Origin of the sequence: Enterobacter cloacae complex sp. 677-3DZ2D5B (assembly GCF_004136695.1) — a bacterium.
Classification (GTDB): Bacteria; Pseudomonadota; Gammaproteobacteria; order Enterobacterales; family Enterobacteriaceae; genus Enterobacter; species Enterobacter hormaechei_C.
In genome coordinates this window covers 492,168-512,830 of the sequence record NZ_QFLS01000005.1, presented here as the reverse complement: position 1 = coordinate 512,830, position 20,663 = coordinate 492,168, and the positions used below count along the sequence as shown (strand labels likewise).

The window sequence follows — 20,663 nt, the reverse complement described above, 5'->3', positions numbered from 1 at the left end:
ATATGCTTTATAACACTGGCACCATCGCCATTAACGGAAACACCGCAACCGGCACCGGCACGAACTGGACGGCACCGGGCAGCCAGATTCGGATTGGCCAGACGTTGTTTGTTCTTTCTAACCCGGTACAGATGTTTCAGATCACGGCCATCAACAGTGCGACGTCACTGACGATTACACCCGCCGCGTCTCCGGCGTTGAGCGGCCAGAAGTACGGCATTCTGGTTACTGATAGTCTCTCGGTCGACGGCCTGGCGCAGAGCATGTCTCAGCTCATCAAAGAGTATGACGAGAACATCGGCGCGTGGGAGACGTTCGCCACCACCTCAGCAAACCAGAACATCACCGTTACCATCAACGGCACCGCCGTAACCATCCCAGGCATCGGTAAACTGGCTCAGAAAGGCAGCAATGGGGCGGTTGGAGTTTCTGACGGCGGGACCGGAGCAACGAATGCCGCTGACGCTCGCACAAACCTCGGTTTGGGAAACAGCGCTACACGAGACGTTGAAAGTCAGTTTTCCCCAGGTTCCGCGTATCTGAACGGAGCTGCTGTCATGACCCAGGTTCATCGGGATTACCGCAGTCTCGCCTCTTATGACTCTATAGCCCAATATCCTCTCGGCATGACCTTCGGGATTCAGTCCGGTGGTAATGCGTGGGGAGGAGGAAGCGGAGTAGATACATACACGGGTATGCTAACGCTACGTGGGTGGCATGATCCGTCAGGTGGTGGCTATGTGTCGTGGCAGCTTGCGTCAACCTCTCAGGGACTGAAGTATCGTCAGGGCAACGGTACAATTCAGGGCAATACTAACGTCGGGTTCTCAACGACGCACACCCTTTATTCGACGCAGAACGCCACGAAAGCCAGTGATGGAACGCTTAAAGTTGCATCACCGGTGATCAAAGTATTTTCAGATGGAACATACCAGACTAACGATGAATCTGAGGGCTGCACTGTAACGCGTCTGGCCACAGGCCAATATCTGGTTGAAGGTTGCCAGGGGCTGAACTCAGACGCAGCATGGGGCGGCATCGATGGTGGTTTTGACATCCCAACCGATCGCAACAGGCAGCCGCTTATCTGGCTGGATTATGAGGTTAACGCGGATGGCTCGGTGCTGGTAAAAACCTATCACCGCACACACCCTGATGCGCCAGCATTTTCCAGGAACGAAATAGACGGCGTAAGTGATGGTGATCCTGTCGACATTCCCGGCGATCAGTTTGTGTCCGTCCGTGTGGAAATGCCGCAGAGCAGCATCTGGAATCAGCGTGCCGCTATTCCTGAGGCTCCTGATTCATCCGCCGGTTAAAGTGTGAATCAGTGGGCATATCCAGGCGTACATCGATCCAACTGTTCACCGGCACGTCCATCGGTTCCCCTTTCGTTTTGACAATCTCTCCGTCATCACTCAGCATGTATTTTCGCTTGAACAGGCGGATAGTCAGCCCACCGCTTACTGTCTGCTCTGCTTCAACAATCCCAAGCTCTCCCATGCCACCTGGGTCCATTGGCGGTAGTAACTGCCATCCTTCAGACGCCAGGCCAGCCGAACCAGTGAGTTCGTAAACCCCTGTGTCGAGCCGAGAAATGGATACGCCCTCTGCCTCTGTGTTAGCCGTACCGCAGCCGCACCAGATAAAATCATTTTCATCAATATCGGTGCGCTGATTCTCGTTCTGAGATTTCACGATTCTGGCCACCGGCGAAGCTGCTTTCAGCGTGCCATCGGAGGATTTAGTGGTATTTTCAGAAGTGTAAACAACTGAGCCTGGCTTCACAGACAGCATTGTTGAGAATGCATCGGTGCCATTATTTCTTCCTGCGATTTGGTAAGAGACGGCACCACCAATGCCTGCAACACCTGCCCTGAAGCGAGGAGTACCGTTAACCATCACCGTATGAGCCCATACACTACCCACCGTTGAAAGTCCTTCAACGGTAAAAGCGTAAGGGTTGCCAGCGATACCTGCGATATTCAGAGCATTCGTTAATGTACCTCCGCTCAAGCCTAGCGCGCCAAGGTTTGAGAGTGCAGAACTGGCAGTCTTTGCACCTGTTCCTCCCAGTTCTAATGGGATGACACCATTGCTGTCTACCAAACCGACGTTATATAGATTGCCCTGCGGCAGCCATGCCGATAAGTTCACCGGATTTTTTTGCAGAAAATATTGGGTGAAAAATATGCAAATTGGCTACGTAAGGGTGTCAACAAATGACCAAAAAACGGATCTCCAGCGACAAGCTCTCGAACGTGCAGGATGTGAACAGGTTTTTGAGGAAAAAATGAGCGGGACGGTAGCGAACCGGCCAGCGCTTAAAAAGCTTCTACGAACGCTGAATGAGGGAGATACGCTGGTTGTTTGGAAGCTGGATCGCCTCGGGCGAAGCATGCGGAACCTAGTATTGCTGGTGGACGAACTACGGCAGCGCGGCATCCACTTCAAAAGCCTTACGGACAGCATCGACACTTCCAGCCCAATGGGTCGTTTCATCTTCCACATCATGTCAGCCCTGGCCGAGATGGAGAGGGAGTTAATCGTGGAACGCACCCGGGCAGGACTGGCGGCAGCCCGGGAGAAAGGGCGCATAGGCGGCAGAAGGCCGAAGTTAACCCCTGAGCAATGGGCGCAGGCTGGCAGGCTGATCGCAAACGGAATGGACAGAAAGCAGGTGGCGATTATTTACGACGTTGCGGTGTGCACCTTGTATAAAAAATTTCCGGCGCGGTAGGGGGAGAGGAAAAAAATATTGAACATTTAATCCAATTTTCGTAATAAAGTATTGAAATAATGTAATAAAGTTGTTGAAATTTTGGTAAGCGGTTGGGTTGAGCTTTGGGGGTATTCATGGCAAAAACAGATTCTATTACACCTGAAGAGTTTAGGGCTATTCACTTTGAATTGTCTAAAATATCATCAACATGGGCAGACTTATGGTTAACATTGTTTTCTCTCCGTGCTGAAGGCAGCAGGGTGATTACTATTAGATATTCCGATATCGAAGATGACATGCTGCACTTGGCTGGAACTCCAAAATTTGAGCCACGAACAATTAGATTAAATTTATTGCTTTCTAAGTTAATTGCGTACAGAAAGGATTGCAATCCTTCTGATATTTATGTTTTCCAGAGTAGATCAAATCGAGTTAAAGGGTTAGCTAGGCCTGTGACTGTAATAGCAATGAATAATGCCTTAAAACAAGCATCCAAATATGTAACAAGAAAAAACATCACCATGAAAAGTGCTTTAAGGGTAATCGGAAGGAACTAGTTGGACGAGGGTTCATACACTAAATACCCACCTGTTTATGGAAAGTTAGGACGATGGTCAATGATCACGTCCTTTATCAAGTCATTATTCTCCCTGATGATTTTCGATTTACTACTCGATTGGATGTAAGATATGTACATGCATGAATCTTAGGAGGGATTTCGAGTAAGTAAAATGAGATCCTGATCAGAATAAATCAAACCTGGCATTGAGTAGAGTAAATAATAAAGCAGCGCATGCAAGATTTAATAGTATAACAAAACGGGCGGAAACATCCACTGAACAAATCTCCTGATCATGTATTAGACAGAGAATGACTGTAATGTAAAACCATCTTACATACACCTACTAAAAAAGACAGATAAAACAAGGTGCCATCCGATGAGATAGCTAAGCATTTGCGCCTTGGATAGGTCTTACCATCGGAGCATCGGGTTATGCTCGCTTGTTGAGTGCTGAGAAATGAAGAGATTAGAGGTTTATAAGAGGTAGCCAGTTTGTCAAACGAGATAGTTTATTTACGATGCTCAACATATTGAATTATATGGCTTTATTATGGCGGGTTGAAGGGCGTTAAAACGAAATTATCACAAGCATACAGTTCTGTTTCGCTTGGGGCCTGAAAGCAGATGGGGACGGTTTTCACTTTTTCTTCTAAAGGTCCAGAATACTTTGCCGATAGTGAACATAGCGGCGCAGGAGCCAAATGGTGGAAGCCGTAAACTTAATTTAAGTTCAGTCAAATAGGAATTACTATCATGGCACAAGTCATCAATACCAACAGCCTCTCGCTGATCACTCAGAACAACATCAACAAGAACCAGTCTGCGATGTCAACAGCCATTGAGCGTCTGTCATCCGGCCTGCGTATCAATAGTGCAAAAGATGACGCTGCTGGCCAGGCGATTGCCAACCGCTTCACCTCTAACATTAAAGGTCTGACTCAGGCTGCGCGTAACGCCAACGACGGTATCTCCGTTGCGCAGACCACTGAAGGCGCACTGTCTGAAATCAACAACAACTTACAGCGTATCCGTGAACTTACCGTTCAGTCTTCTACAGGTACTAACTCCCAGTCTGATCTGGACTCCATCCAGGACGAAATCAAATCCCGTCTGGACGAAATTGACCGCGTTTCCGGTCAGACTCAGTTCAACGGTGTGAACGTGCTGGCTAAAGACGGCTCCATGAAAATTCAGGTTGGCGCGAACGATGGCCAGACCATCACTATCGACCTGAAAAAAATTGACTCGTCTACTCTGAACCTGACTGGCTTTAACGTTAATGGTGAAGGTTCAGTAGCTAATAAGGCAGCAACTAAAGCTGATTTGACAGCTGCTCAGCTCACTACAACAGCTGCTGGCGGTTCTATCGCTGCTCCTGCTGCAGATGCTAATGGCGTAACTAAGTATACAGTAAGCGCGGGATTGAACGAATCTACCGTAGCTGACGTGTTTGCTGGCTTAGGTGATACTGCCGTAGTTAATGCTAATATTACCAGTGGTTTCGACGCTGTTACTGGTAATAACTATACGTATCATAAAGATACTAATGATTTTACATTCAATGCTACTATTGCAGCTGGTGACGCAACAACTCCAAGTAATAGCGCCAAGTTACAATCTATCCTGACTCCTAAAGCAGGTGATACCGCTAATCTGAACGTTAAGATTGGTGCAACATCTGTAGATGTTGTTCTGTCAAGCGATGGTAAAATCACTGCGAAAGATGGTTCCAAGCTTTTCATTGGTATTGATGGCAACCTGACTCAGAACAGTGCTGGTGCTGGTATTAAGCCTGCAACTCTTGATGCTCTTACTCAAAACACAACTACTCCTGCGGCGGCAGTTCCAGTCACCATTACGACCGAAGATAAGACTGAAATCAAATTAGCGGGTGCAACTGTTGCTGGTCAGAGTGGTGCAATTGTAGTTACTGGTGCCCGAATCAGCGCTGAAGCTATGCAGTCTGCTACCAAAACGACTGGTTTCACAACTGGCACAACGACAGTAGCAGCTAATACTGGCAAAGTTACAATTGGTGGTAATCAAGCTTACACTCAGACTGACGGTACGTTAGCTGCCAAGAATGAAACTGAGATTTTCCTGCAGAAAGACGGCTCCATTACTAACAATTCCGGTAAGGCTGTATATGTACAGGAAGATGGGAAATTCACCACAGATGCAGCAACTAAAGCAGCAACCACTGCTGACCCACTGAAAGCGCTGGACGATGCTATTGCCTCTATCGATAAGTTCCGTTCTTCTCTGGGTGCAGTACAGAACCGTCTGAGCTCTGCTGTGACCAACCTTAACAACACTACCACTAACCTGTCTGAAGCGCAGTCCCGTATTCAGGATGCCGACTATGCGACTGAAGTGTCGAATATGTCCAAAGCGCAGATCATTCAGCAGGCTGGTAACTCCGTGCTGTCCAAAGCTAACCAGGTTCCTCAGCAGGTTCTGTCTCTGCTGCAAGGCTAATTTCATATTAAGTGTCAAAGCCCCATATATGTGGGGCTTTTTTATTGGCTGAATAAGGTCGTTAAAAGTAGTCAAATCCTTTAATCAAAGCTCGCACGATGATTTAGCATTTCACCAGTTTCGCTCCGTTTACACAGGTCCAGTTGTGATTAAAAAACAGGCATTCAAATTTTTGCTTGAACCAAACAAAGGTCAGTTATCTGACTTTTTGGCCTTTGCTGGTTCCTGTCGTTTTGTTTACAACAAAGGCCTTGCTCTTCTTAATGAGAATTACCGTTCGGGTAAAAAATTCATAGGCTACAATCAGCTGGCTTCTGAATTAGTGGAATGGAAGAATGAAGAGAGCCTTTCTTGGTTGAAAGAAGCTCCATCTCAGTGTTTACAGCAATCATTAAGAGATTTAGACAGAGCATTCAGAAACTTTTTCACCGGCAAATCACAATATCCAAAGTTTAAAAAGAAAGGTCGGCATGATTCTTTCCGTATACCATGCCAAAGGGTTAGAGTAGATCAAGAAAAAAAACTGGTATCTCTCCCTAAAGTCGGCTGGGTAAAGTATCGCAAGAGCCGTGAAATCATTGGTGATTTAAAAAATGCAACTATTTCCTTTAATCAGGGAAAATGGTATATCAGTTTTAATACAGAGCAAACAGTTCCTGATCCAATACACCCCTCTGATATCAAAACTACAATTGTACTTAATAATGTGAATAGCGTTCATCTGTCATCTGGGGTTGGCGGTGATAACACTTACCAAGCGGAAGAAAAGAAAAAGTTAATCCGTCTCAATAAGACACTGACGAGAAGAAAGAAATACAGCAAAAATTGGCTAAAAACCAAAGGTAAAATTGATCGAGTGAGATCAAAGGCAGCAAGGATAAGACTTGATAATATCCATAAAGCAACCACGGCAATTTGTAAAAATCACGCAGTTGTTGAGGTTGTGAACTTGATGGATTCTGTATCTGCCAAGAACGATAACACTCTGAGTATGAGATACGAATTTGTCAGGCAGTTGATATACAAACAAGAGTGGCTGGGTGGTGAAATTATTCGCCGGGAGAGTAAACTCTTGTAACGGTTTTTTCCGTGATGATGTTGTACTATGTGATGAATTTTAAGCGGCAGGGCATGTCGTTTCTGCTTGTGGAGGAAGGTTAATTCAACTTCCGTTGAAGCAAGAATCTCTTGATTGTTATTGAGAATGTCAACGTCTGGTCCAATACTTTACAAGTAGAAGTATATAAGTATGTTGAAATGGATTTGCGAGTTTTCAGTTGTGGAAGTTAAAAGCTAACTCAAAACGTAATTTATTAACTACTCGGTATCTCAACTAGTACCGCCCCTCAGTGATTCTTGAAAATAGGCTTAAACTTACTGGGTCAGCGACAGACTCAGGTTACCAAGCTTGTTTACAAAATAGGATTACTTGACTGCTCTATTGGCTGTCTACGGAACAATGAGTGGAAATTGAAGTATAGGAGCAATTTATGAGGCAGAAAAAGAAGATAAAAAAGCTGAGTAATACACGCAATATTCTTAATAGAACGAGTAAAGTAAACTTCCGCCTGTCGTATGCAAAACGGGCGGCGACTGGCCGGTGATGGGGCGATAGTAAGAGTTGCAGAGCGAGCTTCGAAACTGATAAAGGCTTTGCGGTAATCGAACCTGTAATGAAGAAGACGCCAGGTGATGTGTTGTTGATTCTGTGCGACTGCCACACACAGTTTGCCAATCTGATGGGGCTGTCACTCATGACAGATGATGGCGAAGCGATCGAAGGTGCTGCTCTGGAAGGGGGGAGGGCTTGGTAGAGTGACGTTCTTCATCAACCGCGCGCTGGGTGATGATGACTGCCCAACAATTTAATTTACATTGCTTAACTGTAGGCACTCGTTATCACTCAATGAACAGGAGATCGTATGCTGACGATTTGGGCGCTACAGTGTAATATGCATGCCAGTCGTTGATGGGGTAGTTACTGTGGAGTGTCCACCGCTGTGTCCATCAAGAAGATTTAATCCGCATAGCGAGTAAATAAATCCATACATATGAAGAACATAAGAAATTTCTCCATCATTGCTCACATTGACCACGGTAAGTCGACGCTGTCTGACCGTATTATCCAGATTTGCGGTGGCCTGTCTGATCGTGAAATGGCAGCCCAGGTTCTGGACTCCATGGACCTGGAACGCGAACGCGGTATTACCATCAAAGCGCAGAGCGTGACGCTCGACTATAAAGCTTCCGATGGTGAAACCTATCAGCTGAACTTTATCGACACCCCAGGGCACGTTGACTTCTCTTATGAAGTGTCACGCTCGCTGGCGGCCTGCGAAGGCGCGCTGCTGGTGGTGGATGCCGGACAGGGCGTAGAGGCCCAGACGCTGGCAAACTGCTACACCGCCATGGAAATGGATCTCGAAGTGGTGCCGGTTCTGAATAAAATCGACCTGCCAGCCGCCGATCCTGAGCGCGTAGCGGAAGAGATTGAAGACATCGTCGGTATTGATGCGACCGATGCAGTGCGCTGCTCGGCGAAAACCGGCGTCGGCGTTCCGGATGTACTGGAACGTCTGGTGCGTGATATTCCGCCGCCGGAAGGTGACCCGGATGCGCCGCTACAGGCGCTGATCATCGACTCCTGGTTTGATAACTACCTCGGCGTTGTTTCGCTGGTGCGTATTAAAAACGGCACCATGCGTAAAGGCGACAAAATCAAGGTCATGAGCACCGGCCAGGTCTACAACGCTGACCGTCTGGGCATCTTCACGCCAAAACAGGTTGACCGTACCGAGCTGAAATGCGGCGAAGTGGGCTGGCTGGTCTGTGCCATTAAAGACATCCTCGGCGCGCCGGTGGGTGATACCCTGACCGGTGCACGTAACCCGGCAGATAAAGCGCTGCCAGGCTTCAAAAAGGTGAAACCGCAGGTTTATGCGGGTCTGTTCCCGGTCAGCTCTGACGATTACGAAAACTTCCGCGATGCGCTCGGAAAGCTGAGCCTCAACGATGCCTCCCTGTTCTACGAGCCAGAAAGCTCAACGGCGCTGGGCTTCGGCTTCCGCTGTGGCTTCCTCGGTCTGCTGCACATGGAGATCATTCAGGAACGTCTGGAGCGTGAATACGATCTGGATCTGATCACCACCGCCCCGACGGTTGTCTACGAAGTAGAAACCACGTCGAAAGAGGTGATCTACGTCGACAGCCCGTCCAAGCTCCCGCCGCTGAATAATATTCAGGAACTGCGCGAGCCTATCGCAGAGTGTCACATGCTGCTGCCGCAGGAGTTCCTCGGCAACGTGATCACCCTGTGTATTGAGAAGCGTGGCGTGCAGACCAACATGGTTTACCACGGTAACCAGGTGGCGCTGACCTATGAAATTCCGATGGCGGAAGTAGTGCTCGACTTCTTCGACCGTCTGAAGTCTACCTCCCGTGGCTATGCGTCGCTGGACTACAACTTCAAACGCTTCCAGGCCTCGAACATGGTTCGCGTGGATGTACTGATCAACGGCGAGCGTGTTGATGCCCTGGCGCTGATCACCCACAACGATAACGCACCGTACCGTGGTCGTGAGCTGGTTGAGAAGATGAAAGATCTCATCCCGCGTCAGCAGTTTGACATTGCGATTCAGGCGGCCATTGGTAACCACATCATTGCCCGTTCAACCGTGAAGCAGCTGCGTAAAAACGTTCTGGCTAAGTGCTATGGCGGCGACGTCAGCCGTAAGAAAAAGCTGTTGCAGAAGCAGAAAGAAGGTAAGAAGCGTATGAAGCAGGTCGGTAACGTTGAGCTGCCGCAGGAAGCATTCCTTGCCATCCTTCATGTTGGTAAAGACGGTAACGGTAAATAACCTTAAGGAGTTGGCATGGCGAACATGTTTGCCCTGATCCTGGTCATCGCTACCCTGGTGACAGGTCTGTTGTGGTGCCTGGATAAGTTTATCTTCGCCCCAAAACGCCGTGAACGTCAGGCTGCCGCGCAGGCAGCCACGGGCGATGCGCTGGACGCGAAAACCCTGAAAAAAGTCGGCCCAAAACCGGGCTGGCTGGAAACAGGGGCATCGGTATTCCCGGTGCTGGCGATTGTGCTGGTGGTGCGTTCTTTTATCTATGAACCGTTCCAGATCCCGTCAGGATCGATGATGCCAACGCTGCTGATCGGTGATTTCATTCTGGTTGAGAAGTTTGCCTATGGCATCAAAGATCCGATCTACCAGAAAACGCTGATCGAAACGGGTCATCCGAAACGTGGCGACATCGTGGTGTTTAAATATCCGGAAGATCCACGGCTGGATTATATTAAACGCGCGGTAGGTCTGCCGGGCGATAAAGTGACCTACGATCCGGTGGCGAAAGAGGTGACCATTCAGCCAGGCTGTAGCTCTGGAACTGCATGTGAAAATGCGCTGCCAGTCACTTACTCCAACGTTGAGCCAAGTGATTTTGTGCAGACCTTTGCCCGCCGTAACGGCGGTGAAGCGACCAGCGGATTCTTCCAGGTGCCAAAAGGTGAAACCAAAGAGAACGGTATTCGTCTGGTTGAACGGAAAGAGACGCTGGGCGATGTCACTCACCGCATTCTGACCGTGCCAATCGCACAGGATCAACTGGCAATGTACTACCAGCAGCCAGGCCAACAGCTGGCGACCTGGATTGTGCCGCCGGGACATTACTTCATGATGGGTGACAACCGCGATAACTCTGCGGACAGCCGTTACTGGGGCTTTGTGCCGGAAGCGAATCTGGTCGGTAAAGCAACCGCTATCTGGATGAGTTTTGAGAAGCAGGAAGGCGAGTGGCCGACCGGCGTTCGCCTGAATCGTATTGGCGGAATTCATTAATTTTCGTCAAAAATAACACGTAGCGGCTTTTATTCGCCGCTACGTGAATTATTTCAGCGATAAATCTCTTTGAACTAACGACATCCCCTGTCGTTGTGTATAGAATATTCCCCCGAAGTTTAAGGTTGGCCCTGCAAAGGTGCCACGGCACACGAAACCGCGTTGGTTTTCTCAGGTCGGTTTCGTGTGCTGCATTTTTGACGCATTCATTTATTGGTATCGCATGAACCCCATCGTAATTAATCGGCTTCAACGGAAGCTGGGCTACACTTTTCATCATCAGGAGTTGTTGCAACAGGCATTAACCCATCGCAGTGCCAGCAGCAAACATAATGAGCGTCTTGAGTTTTTAGGCGACTCTATTTTAAGTTTCGTGATTGCAAATGCGCTTTATCATCGTTTTCCGCGTGTGGACGAAGGTGATATGAGCCGCATGCGCGCCACGCTGGTGCGCGGCAATACCCTCGCTGAAATCGCACGCGAGTTTGAGCTGGGTGAATGTCTGCGTCTGGGGCCAGGTGAGCTGAAAAGTGGTGGTTTCCGTCGTGAATCCATCCTTGCCGATACGGTCGAGGCATTGATCGGTGGCGTGTTCCTGGACAGCGATATACAGACCGTAGAAAAGCTGATCCTGAACTGGTATCAGACCCGCCTGGACGAAATCAGCCCGGGCGATAAACAAAAAGATCCTAAAACGCGTCTGCAAGAATATTTGCAGGGTCGTCATCTGCCGCTGCCATCCTATCTGGTGGTGCAGGTACGTGGCGAAGCGCACGATCAGGAATTTACCATCCATTGCCAGGTCAGTGGCCTGAGTGAACCGGTGGTCGGCACGGGTTCAAGTCGTCGTAAGGCTGAACAGGCTGCCGCCGAACAGGCGTTAAAAATGCTGGAGCTGGAATGAGCATCGACAAAACCTATTGCGGATTTATTGCCATCGTCGGACGTCCGAACGTTGGCAAATCCACCCTGCTGAATAATCTGCTTGGGCAGAAGATTTCTATCACCTCGCGTAAGGCGCAGACCACGCGTCACCGCATCGTCGGTATCCATACTGAAGGCGCGTATCAGGCGATTTACGTCGATACCCCGGGCCTGCACATGGAAGAGAAGCGCGCCATCAACCGTCTGATGAACAAGGCGGCGAGCAGCTCCATTGGCGACGTAGAGCTGGTGATTTTCGTTGTGGAAGGCACCCGCTGGACGCCGGACGACGAAATGGTCCTGAACAAGCTGCGCGACGGCAAAACGCCGGTGATCCTTGCGGTCAATAAAGTGGACAATGTGCAGGAAAAAGCCGATCTGCTGCCGCACCTGCAATGGCTGGGCAGCCAGATGAACTTCCTGGACATCGTCCCGCTGTCTGCGGAGACGGGTCTGAACGTTGATACCATCGCGGGCATCGTGCGCAAGCATCTGCCGGAAGCGACTCATCACTTCCCTGAAGACTACATCACCGATCGCTCTCAGCGTTTTATGGCGTCTGAAATCATCCGTGAGAAGCTGATGCGTTTCCTGGGCGCTGAACTGCCGTACTCTGTGACGGTGGAGATCGAGCGTTTCCAGAGCAACGAGCGCGGCGGTTACGATATTAACGGTCTGATCCTCGTTGAGCGTGAAGGGCAGAAGAAGATGGTGATCGGTAATAAAGGCGCCAAGATCAAAACTATCGGAATCGAAGCCCGTAAAGACATGCAGGACATGTTTGAAGCACCGGTTCACCTGGAACTGTGGGTGAAAGTGAAATCTGGCTGGGCCGATGATGAGCGTGCGCTGCGCAGCCTCGGTTACGGCGAAGATCAGTAACCTAAGACGACGAGCATATGGATGGATGGCAGCGCGCCTTTGTCCTGCATAGTCGTCCCTGGAGCGAAACCAGCCTGATGCTGGACGTCTTCACGGAAGAGTCCGGTCGCGTGCGCCTTGTTGCCAAAGGCGCACGATCCAGACGTTCTAATCTCAAAGGTGCCTTGCAGCCTTTCACCCCACTGCTGGTCCGCTTTGGCGGGCGAGGGGAAGTCAAAACCCTGCGCAGTGCTGAAGCCGTTTCCCTCGCGCTTCCTCTTTCTGGTATCACGCTCTACAGCGGTTTGTACGTCAACGAACTCATCTCACGGGTGCTTGAACATGAGACCCGCTTCTCTGAACTTTTCTTTGATTACCTGCACTGTATCCAGTCGCTCGCTGGCGCAACCGGCACTCCTGAGCCTGTGCTGCGTCGTTTCGAGCTGGCGCTGCTCGGTCACCTTGGATACGGTGTTGATTTTCTGCACTGCGCGGGGAGTGGGGACGAGGTAGAAGATACCATGACCTATCGCTATCGTGAGGAAAAGGGCTTTATTGCCAGTGTCGTCGTCGATAACAGCACCTTTACCGGGCGCCAGCTCAGAGCACTGTATGAACGCGAGTTCCCGGACGCCGACACCCTGCGTGCGGCAAAACGCTTTACCCGAATTGCGCTCAAGCCGTATCTTGGGGGCAAACCTTTAAAGAGCCGCGAATTATTCAGGCAGTTTATGCCGAAACGCTAATGTTTTACCCCTCACCCCAGCCCTCTCCCGGAGGGAGAGGGAGAAGGTAAATGAACAAAAATACCGAGGATTGTCATGGCTGAATTACTGTTAGGCGTCAACATCGACCACATTGCCACCCTGCGCAACGCGCGCGGCACGGCGTATCCGGATCCGGTTCAGGCGGCGTTTATCGCCGAGCAGGCTGGGGCGGACGGCATTACCGTCCATCTGCGTGAAGACCGTCGCCACATCACCGATCGCGACGTGCGTATCCTGCGCCAGACGCTGGATACCCGCATGAATCTGGAGATGGCAGTAACGGAAGAGATGCTGACGATTGCCTGCGATACGAAGCCGCATTTCTGCTGCCTGGTGCCGGAAAAACGACAGGAAGTGACCACCGAAGGCGGTCTGGATGTGGCCGGGCAGCTCGACAAAATGCGCGATGCCTGCAAACGCCTGGCGGATGCCGGTATCCTGGTTTCACTGTTTATCGACGCCGATTTCACCCAGATTAAAGCCGCTGCCGACGTGGGCGCGCCGTATATTGAAATTCACACCGGCTGCTATGCCGATGCTGAAAACGACGCAGCGCAGGCGAAAGAGCTGGAGCGGATCGCCAAAGCGGCAACCTACGCCGCGAGCCTGGGACTGAAGGTTAACGCCGGTCACGGCCTGACCTATCACAACGTAAAAGCCATCGCTGCCCTGCCGGAAATGCACGAGCTGAACATCGGCCACGCCATTATTGGTCGTGCGGTGATGAGCGGCCTGAAAGAAGCGGTTTCCGAGATGAAGCGCCTGATGCTGGAAGCGCGTCAGTAATGGCTATTCTGGGCTTAGGCACCGACATCGTTGAAATAGCCCGCATCGAAGCGGTGATCGCCCGGAGCGGCGATCGCCTCGCAAGACGCGTGCTGAGCGATAACGAATGGGCTATCTGGGAGGCGCATCAGCAGCCGGTGCGCTTTCTGGCAAAGCGTTTCGCGGTAAAAGAGGCGGCGGCGAAAGCGTTCGGCACGGGCATTCGTAACGGCCTGGCGTTTAACCAGTTTGAAGTGTTTAACGATGAGCTGGGTAAGCCACGTCTGCGTTTATGGGGCGAGGCGCTTAAGCTGGCGGAAAAGCTGGGCGTGGCGCACATGCACGTAACGCTTGCAGATGAACGCCACTACGCCTGTGCGACGGTGATTATCGAAGGTTAAATTTTGTCCGCATGGTGCATCAGGACAAACTTATCCCACAGCTGTTCTTCGTTCTCGACATGTGCCGGATCTTTTAAGATCGTATTGGGAATGGGGCACACCTTCTGGCAGGTCGGCGTCTCATAGTGGCCAATGCACTCGGTGCAGCGGTCGCTGTTAATCTCATAAATGCTGTCGCCCATCGAAATCGCCTCGTTCGGGCATTCGGGTTCGCACATATCGCAGTTGATGCATTTTTTGGTGATTAACAGCGCCATCAGGAAATTCTCAGAAACATCACAAACAGGGCGGGCATTATACGCTCATTCGTTGTTCAAACCAGTTTTTTTACCAGCTCTTCGCTGTGACGAATACGCTCTGGCGCACGCTCCAGATCCTGCTGAACCAGCGCCATAAACAGCAGGTCCGTCAGCATCATCTGCGCACTCGTCGACGAAATCGCCGCGCTGCGAGTGGCCTGTTCCTCGGCGATGGTATACAGACAGCGGGTGGCCCGCTGCTGGAGCGCATTCGGGCTGAAGCCAGTAATGGCCAGAATTTTTCCTCCTACGCGCAGGGCTTCGTCGGTAGCCATATTAATTTCACGGCGCTCGCCGGAATAGGAGATGGCCAGCAGTAAATCGTCAGGATCCATGGCCTGCACGGTCGCCAGCAGCGCGTGCATATCCTGTTCAACGATGGCGTTATAGCCGATTTTTGTCAGCTTCCAGCCAAAGTTACGCGCAACCAGTCCGGAGGCACCGATCCCGGTCAATACAATACGCCGCGCGTCGCGAAGCATGGCTACGCTTTCCAGCAGCTTCTCTTCCGTGTTCACATCCAGCGTGGCATGCATTGCCGCCACGTTCTCCTTGATCAGCTTTTCGCCGACCAGACGCATCGGATCGTCGCCGCGGATCTGGTTATGCACCGGCATTGACTGCGGATTAGGGTTGCTTACCAGTGCTTCACTGATCGCCAGTTTTAGCGCCGGAAAGCCTTTATAGCCTATCTTCTGGGCAAATTTCACCACGCTCGACTGGCTCACCCCGGCTTCACCTGCCAGCTGCTGGGAGCTGAGGTGTCGCGCGCGATCGGGCTGGGAAAGTAAATAATCCGCCAGCTTTTTGTCACTCTGGGCAAACCCTGCGTAGCGCTGGCGAATACGAATTAAACAGTTCATACGGTCTCCTGGCGAAAATGTGATTACCTGCGCAAATACGAATTATGCTCGCCTGAATGAATTTTATATTCCATTATAGTGCGTTTATTATGAATTAAAAATTCCAGAGGTAAATAACATGAATCTAGGCTCTCTTGTTTCTGAAACGCGTAACCCGCAAACCATGGATCTTGATGCACTGTCCACGCTGGAGCTGGTAAACCGCTTTAATCAACAGGATACCCTCGTCGCGCTGGCAGTCAAAGAGACATTGCCCGAGGTGGCGAAAGCCGTAGACGCCGCTGCCGACGCTCTGAAAGCAGGAGGACGCATTATTTATATGGGGGCGGGTACCAGTGGGCGCCTCGGTGTGCTGGATGCCTCAGAATGTCCCCCGACATTTGGCGTTCCGCACGGTCTGGTCGTTGGCCTGATTGCCGGTGGCCCCGGCGCGCTGCTGAAAGCGGTGGAAGGGGCAGAAGACAATAAACAGCTTGGGGAAGACGATCTCAGGGCGCTGAACCTGACCGCGCAGGATCTGGTCGTCGGGCTGGCGGCTTCTGGTCGTACGCCGTACGTCATTGGTGGGCTGGAATACGCCAGACAGACGGGATGTACCACGGTGGCCATCTCCTGTAACCCGGGTTCGCCGATTGCGCAGGTGGCCGCCATTGCCATCTCTCCGGTCGTCGGGCCGGAAGCGCTCACCGGCTCCACGCGCCTGAAATCCGGAACCGCACAGAAGCTGGTGCTCAATATGATCTCCACCGGCGCGATGGTGAAATTTGGCAAGGTCTACCAAAACCTGATGGTGGATATGCAGGCCACCAACGTCAAGCTGGTGGACAGAGCCTGCCGCATGGTGATGGAAGCGACAGGCGCCAGTCGTGAAGAGGCGGAAAAGGTGCTTCAGCAGACCGATCACGATGTAAAACCCGCCATTCTGATGATATTAACCGGGCTGGATGCAGCCGCGGCCAGAGCCAGGCTTGAAGCCCATCACGGGTTTTTACGGGCGGCATTAGAACATCAATAAGAGGCGTTTATGGACAAAACAGCAGCGCTCGCCAGCGACATCCTGCTTGGGATCGGTGGGGAAAAAAATATTCAGCGTCTGGAAAACTGCATGACGCGTGTACGCGTCGAGGTGTACAACGACGAAAAGCTTGATTTAACGCGCCTGAAGCAGCTCCCCGGCGTGAGCGGGTACGTTAAACAGGGGCAACAGCACCAGCTGATTGTCGGTCCGGGCAAAGCGGCGCAGGTGGTTGATGCCATGCGCGCCCTGATGACGGGCAGTGAAACGGCTCCCACCTTTGACGACGCGGAACGCACCAAAGCGCAGGCGAAAGCCAAATACAAAGCCCCCATGAGCGATGCGCTGCGCCAGCTGGCAAACGTCTTTATTCCTCTTATCCCGGCGTTTATCGCGTCGGGGCTGATCTCCGGGATTATCAATATCCTCAAGCGTCCGGATATTGTCGGGAATTTCGCCACCCAGTATCCGAACCTGCTGGGTATTCTGGCGATTTTCGGCAGCGCGGTGTTTGCCATCATGAATATTCTGGTGGGGGTGAACACGGCCAAAGTGTTCGGCGGCTCGCTGGCGATGGGCGGCGTAATGGCGGGTATCCTCTCCAGCCCGCAGCTGGCGCAGATTACGCTGTTTGGCGAGGCGCTTCAGCCTGGCCGCGGTGGGGTGATTGCCGTGCTGCTGGTGGTCATTCTGATGTGCTGGATTGAGAAAAAGCTACGCGCGTTGCTGCCAGGCTCGATTGAACTGATCCTCAACCCGCTGCTGACCACATTGATTACCGGGAGCGTGGCGATTGTGGCGCTGCAACCGTTAGGCGGCGCGATCTCTGAAGCCATCGCCCACGGCGCGTCTCTGGCGATCGATCGCGGCGGGCTGCTGTTGGGGGCCGTGCTGTCCGGGACCTTCCTGCCGTTAGTGCTGACCGGTCTGCATCAGGGGCTGGTGCCGATTCACGTCGAACTGGTACAGGCGCACGGCTATAACGCCCTGCTGCCGATCCTGTCGATGGCGGGCGTTGGGCAGGTCGGCGCGGCCATCGCGGTGCTGATGAAAACCCGCAACGCGCGTTTAAAAAAGGTCATTAAAGGGGCGCTGCCGGTCGGGTTGCTCGGTATCGGCGAGCCGCTGATTTTCGGCGTGACCTTGCCGCTGGGTAAGCCGTTCCTGGCCGCCTGTCTCGGTGGCGCAGTGGGCGGGGCGTTAATCAGCTACTGGAAAGTGGCGACCGTCATTACCTTCGGGATCTCCGGGTTACCGCTGGCATTAACCATCGTGACCGGAAAAGTGATGCTCTATCTGTTAGGCTATCTGGTAGCGGTGATCGCCGGGTTCCTGTTTACCTGGCTGTTAGGATTCAACGACCCAGAGGAGTAAGGTTTGGCCAGTCACGAGCGTCGCGTTGTCTTTTTTGATCTGGATGGAACGCTGCATCAGCAGGATATGTTCGGCACCTTTATGCGCTACCTGCTGCGGCGCCAGCCCCTTAACGCGTTGCTGGTATTACCCCTGTTACCCGTTATTGGCATCGCGCTGCTGGTGAAAGGCCGTGCAGCGCGCTGGCCGATGAGCCTGCTGCTCTGGGGATGCACGTTTGGTCATAGCGAAGCGCGCCTCAAGCAGCTCGAACAGGATTTTGCGCACTGGTTTCGCGGGCACGTCGCCGCGTTTCCCGTGGTACAGGCGCGCCTGACCAGCTATCTCGACGCCAATGATGCCGATATCTGGCTGATTACTGGCTCCCCGCAGACGCTGGTGGAGCAAGTCTATTTTGATACGCCCTGGTTGCCGCGCGTAAATCTTATCGCCACGCAGATCGCGCGCGGCTACGGCGGCTGGGTGCTCACCCTGCGCTGCCTCGGACATGAAAAAGTGGTGCAGCTGGAGAAACGCATCGGTACGCCGCTGCGTCTGTACAGCGGCTACAGCGACAGCAAGCAGGACAACCCGCTGCTCTATTTTTGTCAGCACCGCTGGCGCGTCACGCCTCTGGGCGAACTTCAGCAACTCGAATAGTCTTATCTGTACCGGCTGTGTATAATGCCGCCCGCTTTTCGACTGGAGTATCAGCCCTTGTCCAACCCTGAACACAATCATGAATACTGGATGCGCCATGCGCTGGCGCTGGCTCAGCGCGCCTGGGAAGAGGGCGAAGTGCCCGTGGGCGCGGTACTGGTCCATAACAATCAGGTGATTGGGGAAGGGTGGAACCGTCCGATTGGCCGTCACGATCCTACCGCGCATGCTGAAATTATGGCGCTGCGTCAGGGCGGACTGGTGCTGCAAAACTATCGTCTGCTTGATACCACCCTGTATGTCACCCTTGAGCCGTGCGTAATGTGCTCCGGGGCGATGGTGCACAGCCGAATCGGTACGCTGGTGTTTGGCGCGCGGGATGAAAAGACGGGCGCTGCTGGTTCACTGATGGACGTACTTGGGCATCCGGGGATGAACCACCAGGTGAAAACTATCGGCGGGGTACTTGCACCAGAATGTTCGGGTCTGTTAAGTGACTTTTTTCGAATGCGTCGGCAGCAGAAAAAGCAACAAAAGGCAGAATTGAAACCGCAGGGTGATTAAGCTCTTCCGGTGCGACCACCGGATAGCTTTCAGCCAGCTGTTGCGCCTCGGCCGCCTCTTTTTCTTTCTCCAGCAGATATCCCACCAGGCTTATCTGATACTTACGAATATTTTCCACGTAGGCATACGCTTCATGGCCGCGCGCATAGCCATACGTCAGCTTCTGGTACCACTGTTTCTGGCTAAGCAGCGGCAGGCGCTGTTTTACATCTGACCAACTGTCCGGGTTACCTTTGGTTTTCGCCGTCAGCGCCCGCGCGTCGAGCATATGCGCATACCCCATGTTATAGGCGGCCAGCGCAAACCAGATCCGCTCCCCTTCCGGGACCGTCTCCGGCACTTTCGCCATCATATCCTGTAAATACTGCGCGCCGCCGCTGATGCTCTGTTCCGCATCGGTCCGGTCGCTGATGCCGAGGCTCTGGGCGGTATTTTTGGTGAGCATCATCAACCCGCGCACGCCCGTGGGGGAGGTGGCCTGAGCATCCCAGTGCGATTCCTGGTAGGAAATTGCCGCCAGCAGCTTCCAGTCAATCTCCTGGGCGTACTTCTCAAACAGCGGTTGCAGGTCCGGCAGCACGCTGTCCACCGCGCGCAGGAAGGTGCGGGTGTCAACGTAATCAAAATCGTCCCCGTGACCGAGATATTTCTCTTCCAGACGCGCCAGGGTGCCGTCTTCATTGATGGAATTAAAGAAATCGAGCATGGCCGCAGAGACGGTTTGATCGTCGTCCAGCTGGGTAAACCAGGTCACCGGCTGTTCGTCGGTCACATCCAGCGCCACGGCGATTTCAGGATGAACGCGCTGGAAAAGACTGATCGCCACCGAATCAGCAATGGTATAGGCCAGCTTTTTATCTTTTACCTGCTCCAGCAATTCGGTCGTGCCGAGTTTAGGATCGACCCTCCAGCTGAGGTTAGGGTATTTTTTCTCTTTCAACGCCCGCAGATCGTCAATCACCACATGGCCTGGCGCAATGGTCAATTGCTGGTCGGTGATGTCGGCCAGTGAGCGCGGGCGCAGGCTACCCACACGATAAACCACCTGCTGCGACACGGAGTAGTAGGTCGGGCCCGGCTGATAGTTTTTGCTGCGTTCGCTGTTGTACACCAGACCTGCGGCGAGAATATCGGCACGGTCATGGTCCAAATCATCAAACAGCTGGTTGATGTTCTGCCGCACGGTAACTTTCAGCTTCACGCCCAGATAGTCCGCAAACAGCTGTGCCAGTTCGTAATCAAGACCGATGGTTTTACCGTTGATATCGTCGTAAATAAGCGGGGAGGAGAGGGTACTGACGCGCAACTCCCCCCGCTCCTGAATGGCGGCGATACGGTTTTCGGCCTTGCCGAACCAGGGGATAGACGGCCAGAGGGCCACTGCCAGCAGCAACGTAACAATGCCGATGAGCAGATAATTAATCTTTAATTTTTTCAATTAGTTAATTCTCTGCGACGCCGGTTGCCTCAGTGTGCTGTAGTCATGTTAAGAGTAGAGTTTGCCATTGATTGAGCGGCATTTTGCGCAAAGTAGCGCCAGTTGGCAACCAATTAGAGAGACAGGTCACATCTATTGTTAAAC

21 protein-coding genes are annotated in these 20,663 nt (G+C 52.2%); 17 read left to right on the top strand and 4 right to left on the bottom strand.

What is annotated here, in order from left to right; all coding sequences use genetic code 11:
* Positions 1 to 2 precede the first annotated feature (2 nt).
* Entirely contained in the window at positions 3 to 1,319 is a 1,317-nt protein-coding gene (locus tag DD597_RS09680; protein ID WP_032654520.1) for a hypothetical protein, read from the top strand.
* On the opposite strand, the gene DD597_RS25115 is transcribed toward DD597_RS09680, so the two are convergent.
* Entirely contained in the window at positions 1,285 to 2,157 is an 873-nt protein-coding gene (locus DD597_RS25115; protein WP_234863320.1) for a hypothetical protein, read from the bottom strand. The genes DD597_RS09680 and DD597_RS25115 overlap by 35 nt on opposite strands.
* A 34-nt stretch (positions 2,158 to 2,191) precedes the next feature.
* Here DD597_RS25115 and DD597_RS09670 point away from each other — a divergent pair, with 34 nt between their 5' ends.
* The 12 genes from DD597_RS09670 (at position 2,192) to acpS (ending at position 14,327) form a co-directional block, all read left to right on the top strand.
* Positions 2,192 to 2,740 carry a recombinase family protein gene (locus DD597_RS09670; RefSeq protein ID WP_032655680.1) on the top strand — a complete coding sequence of 183 codons (549 nt, stop codon included), beginning with the start codon at positions 2,192 to 2,194 and terminating at the stop codon, positions 2,738 to 2,740.
* Between the two features lie 116 nt (positions 2,741 to 2,856).
* A complete protein-coding gene (locus DD597_RS09665; RefSeq protein WP_006811569.1) occupies positions 2,857 to 3,279 on the top strand; it encodes a hypothetical protein in 423 nt (140 codons plus the stop codon).
* 758 nt (positions 3,280 to 4,037) lie between these two features.
* On the top strand, positions 4,038 to 5,762 hold the full coding sequence (locus DD597_RS09660) for a FliC/FljB family flagellin (protein ID WP_129256127.1): 1,725 nt from the start codon (positions 4,038 to 4,040) through the stop codon (positions 5,760 to 5,762).
* A gap of 145 nt (positions 5,763 to 5,907) precedes the next feature.
* Positions 5,908 to 6,840 carry an RNA-guided endonuclease TnpB family protein gene (locus tag DD597_RS09655; RefSeq protein WP_129256126.1) on the top strand — a complete coding sequence of 311 codons (933 nt, stop codon included), beginning with the start codon at positions 5,908 to 5,910 and terminating at the stop codon, positions 6,838 to 6,840.
* A 595-nt stretch (positions 6,841 to 7,435) separates the two neighbouring features.
* A complete protein-coding gene (locus tag DD597_RS24845; RefSeq protein ID WP_164474130.1) occupies positions 7,436 to 7,576 on the top strand; it encodes a hypothetical protein in 141 nt (46 codons plus the stop codon).
* A gap of 237 nt (positions 7,577 to 7,813) precedes the next feature.
* A complete protein-coding gene (lepA, locus tag DD597_RS09650; RefSeq protein WP_003860714.1) occupies positions 7,814 to 9,619 on the top strand; it encodes a translation elongation factor 4 in 1,806 nt (601 codons plus the stop codon).
* Between the two features lie 15 nt (positions 9,620 to 9,634).
* Positions 9,635 to 10,609 carry a signal peptidase I gene (lepB, locus tag DD597_RS09645; protein ID WP_003860712.1) on the top strand — a complete coding sequence of 325 codons (975 nt, stop codon included), beginning with the start codon at positions 9,635 to 9,637 and terminating at the stop codon, positions 10,607 to 10,609.
* A gap of 223 nt (positions 10,610 to 10,832) precedes the next feature.
* On the top strand, positions 10,833 to 11,513 hold the full coding sequence (rnc, locus tag DD597_RS09640; RefSeq protein ID WP_003860711.1) for a ribonuclease III: 681 nt from the start codon (positions 10,833 to 10,835) through the stop codon (positions 11,511 to 11,513).
* The gene (era, locus tag DD597_RS09635) at positions 11,510 to 12,415 is read left to right on the top strand and encodes a GTPase Era (RefSeq protein WP_003860709.1); all 906 of its coding nucleotides are present in this window, start codon (positions 11,510 to 11,512) and stop codon (positions 12,413 to 12,415) included. The genes rnc and era overlap by 4 nt, the downstream gene beginning before the upstream one ends.
* A gap of 17 nt (positions 12,416 to 12,432) precedes the next feature.
* Positions 12,433 to 13,140 carry a DNA repair protein RecO gene (recO, locus tag DD597_RS09630; protein WP_003860708.1) on the top strand — a complete coding sequence of 236 codons (708 nt, stop codon included), beginning with the start codon at positions 12,433 to 12,435 and terminating at the stop codon, positions 13,138 to 13,140.
* Positions 13,141 to 13,215: 75 nt separating this feature from the next.
* On the top strand, positions 13,216 to 13,947 hold the full coding sequence (gene pdxJ, locus DD597_RS09625; protein WP_003860707.1) for a pyridoxine 5'-phosphate synthase: 732 nt from the start codon (positions 13,216 to 13,218) through the stop codon (positions 13,945 to 13,947).
* Positions 13,947 to 14,327 (top strand): holo-ACP synthase, encoded by a 381-nt coding sequence (acpS, locus tag DD597_RS09620; protein WP_003860706.1) that lies wholly within the window; start codon positions 13,947 to 13,949, stop codon positions 14,325 to 14,327. The genes pdxJ and acpS overlap by 1 nt, the downstream gene beginning before the upstream one ends.
* On the opposite strand, the gene DD597_RS09615 is transcribed toward acpS, so the two are convergent.
* Both DD597_RS09615 and DD597_RS09610 read right to left on the bottom strand, forming a co-directional pair.
* Positions 14,324 to 14,584: a YfhL family 4Fe-4S dicluster ferredoxin gene (locus DD597_RS09615; protein ID WP_003860704.1), complete on the bottom strand. Its 261-nt coding sequence runs from the start codon at positions 14,582 to 14,584 to the stop codon at positions 14,324 to 14,326. The genes acpS and DD597_RS09615 overlap by 4 nt on opposite strands.
* Positions 14,585 to 14,640: 56 nt before the next feature.
* Positions 14,641 to 15,489, bottom strand: coding sequence for a MurR/RpiR family transcriptional regulator (locus DD597_RS09610; protein ID WP_003860702.1), 849 nt, complete (start codon positions 15,487 to 15,489; stop codon positions 14,641 to 14,643).
* Positions 15,490 to 15,607: 118 nt separating this feature from the next.
* On the opposite strand from DD597_RS09610, the gene murQ reads away from it, so the two are divergent.
* The 4 genes from murQ to tadA are packed head-to-tail and all read left to right on the top strand — an operon-like array spanning position 15,608 to position 19,081.
* Positions 15,608 to 16,504 carry an N-acetylmuramic acid 6-phosphate etherase gene (murQ, locus tag DD597_RS09605; protein ID WP_003860700.1) on the top strand — a complete coding sequence of 299 codons (897 nt, stop codon included), beginning with the start codon at positions 15,608 to 15,610 and terminating at the stop codon, positions 16,502 to 16,504.
* A 9-nt stretch (positions 16,505 to 16,513) separates the two neighbouring features.
* Positions 16,514 to 17,878 carry a PTS transporter subunit EIIC gene (locus tag DD597_RS09600; RefSeq protein WP_129256125.1) on the top strand — a complete coding sequence of 455 codons (1,365 nt, stop codon included), beginning with the start codon at positions 16,514 to 16,516 and terminating at the stop codon, positions 17,876 to 17,878.
* A 3-nt stretch (positions 17,879 to 17,881) separates the two neighbouring features.
* Positions 17,882 to 18,517: a phosphatidylglycerophosphatase C gene (yfhb, locus tag DD597_RS09595; RefSeq protein ID WP_003860696.1), complete on the top strand. Its 636-nt coding sequence runs from the start codon at positions 17,882 to 17,884 to the stop codon at positions 18,515 to 18,517.
* Positions 18,518 to 18,541: 24 nt separating this feature from the next.
* Positions 18,542 to 19,081 (top strand): tRNA adenosine(34) deaminase TadA, encoded by a 540-nt coding sequence (gene tadA, locus DD597_RS09590; RefSeq protein ID WP_022651606.1) that lies wholly within the window; start codon positions 18,542 to 18,544, stop codon positions 19,079 to 19,081.
* Here the strand turns inward: tadA and mltF are convergent.
* Positions 18,969 to 20,519 (bottom strand): membrane-bound lytic murein transglycosylase MltF, encoded by a 1,551-nt coding sequence (gene mltF, locus DD597_RS09585; protein ID WP_003860694.1) that lies wholly within the window; start codon positions 20,517 to 20,519, stop codon positions 18,969 to 18,971. The genes tadA and mltF overlap by 113 nt on opposite strands.
* Positions 20,520 to 20,663 lie beyond the last annotated feature (144 nt).

Bases quoted from the DNA above. Each gene is read 5' to 3' on its own strand.
- lepB (WP_003860712.1), top strand. From the start codon at position 9,635: ATGGCGAACATGTTTGCCCTGATCCTGGTCATCGCTACCCTGGTGACA.
- recO (WP_003860708.1), top strand. From the start codon at position 12,433: ATGGATGGATGGCAGCGCGCCTTTGTCCTGCATAGTCGTCCCTGGAGC.
- DD597_RS09670 (WP_032655680.1), top strand. From the start codon at position 2,192: ATGCAAATTGGCTACGTAAGGGTGTCAACAAATGACCAAAAAACGGAT.
- DD597_RS09615 (WP_003860704.1), bottom strand. From the start codon at position 14,584: ATGGCGCTGTTAATCACCAAAAAATGCATCAACTGCGATATGTGCGAA.
- DD597_RS09660 (WP_129256127.1), top strand. From the start codon at position 4,038: ATGGCACAAGTCATCAATACCAACAGCCTCTCGCTGATCACTCAGAAC.
- DD597_RS09600 (WP_129256125.1), top strand. From the start codon at position 16,514: ATGGACAAAACAGCAGCGCTCGCCAGCGACATCCTGCTTGGGATCGGT.
- lepA (WP_003860714.1), top strand. From the start codon at position 7,814: ATGAAGAACATAAGAAATTTCTCCATCATTGCTCACATTGACCACGGT.
- DD597_RS09680 (WP_032654520.1), top strand. From the start codon at position 3: ATGCTTTATAACACTGGCACCATCGCCATTAACGGAAACACCGCAACC.
- era (WP_003860709.1), top strand. From the start codon at position 11,510: ATGAGCATCGACAAAACCTATTGCGGATTTATTGCCATCGTCGGACGT.
- tadA (WP_022651606.1), top strand. From the start codon at position 18,542: ATGCCGCCCGCTTTTCGACTGGAGTATCAGCCCTTGTCCAACCCTGAA.
- pdxJ (WP_003860707.1), top strand. From the start codon at position 13,216: ATGGCTGAATTACTGTTAGGCGTCAACATCGACCACATTGCCACCCTG.
- murQ (WP_003860700.1), top strand. From the start codon at position 15,608: ATGAATCTAGGCTCTCTTGTTTCTGAAACGCGTAACCCGCAAACCATG.
- acpS (WP_003860706.1), top strand. From the start codon at position 13,947: ATGGCTATTCTGGGCTTAGGCACCGACATCGTTGAAATAGCCCGCATC.
- rnc (WP_003860711.1), top strand. From the start codon at position 10,833: ATGAACCCCATCGTAATTAATCGGCTTCAACGGAAGCTGGGCTACACT.
- DD597_RS09610 (WP_003860702.1), bottom strand. From the start codon at position 15,489: ATGAACTGTTTAATTCGTATTCGCCAGCGCTACGCAGGGTTTGCCCAG.
- DD597_RS24845 (WP_164474130.1), top strand. From the start codon at position 7,436: ATGAAGAAGACGCCAGGTGATGTGTTGTTGATTCTGTGCGACTGCCAC.
- DD597_RS09665 (WP_006811569.1), top strand. From the start codon at position 2,857: ATGGCAAAAACAGATTCTATTACACCTGAAGAGTTTAGGGCTATTCAC.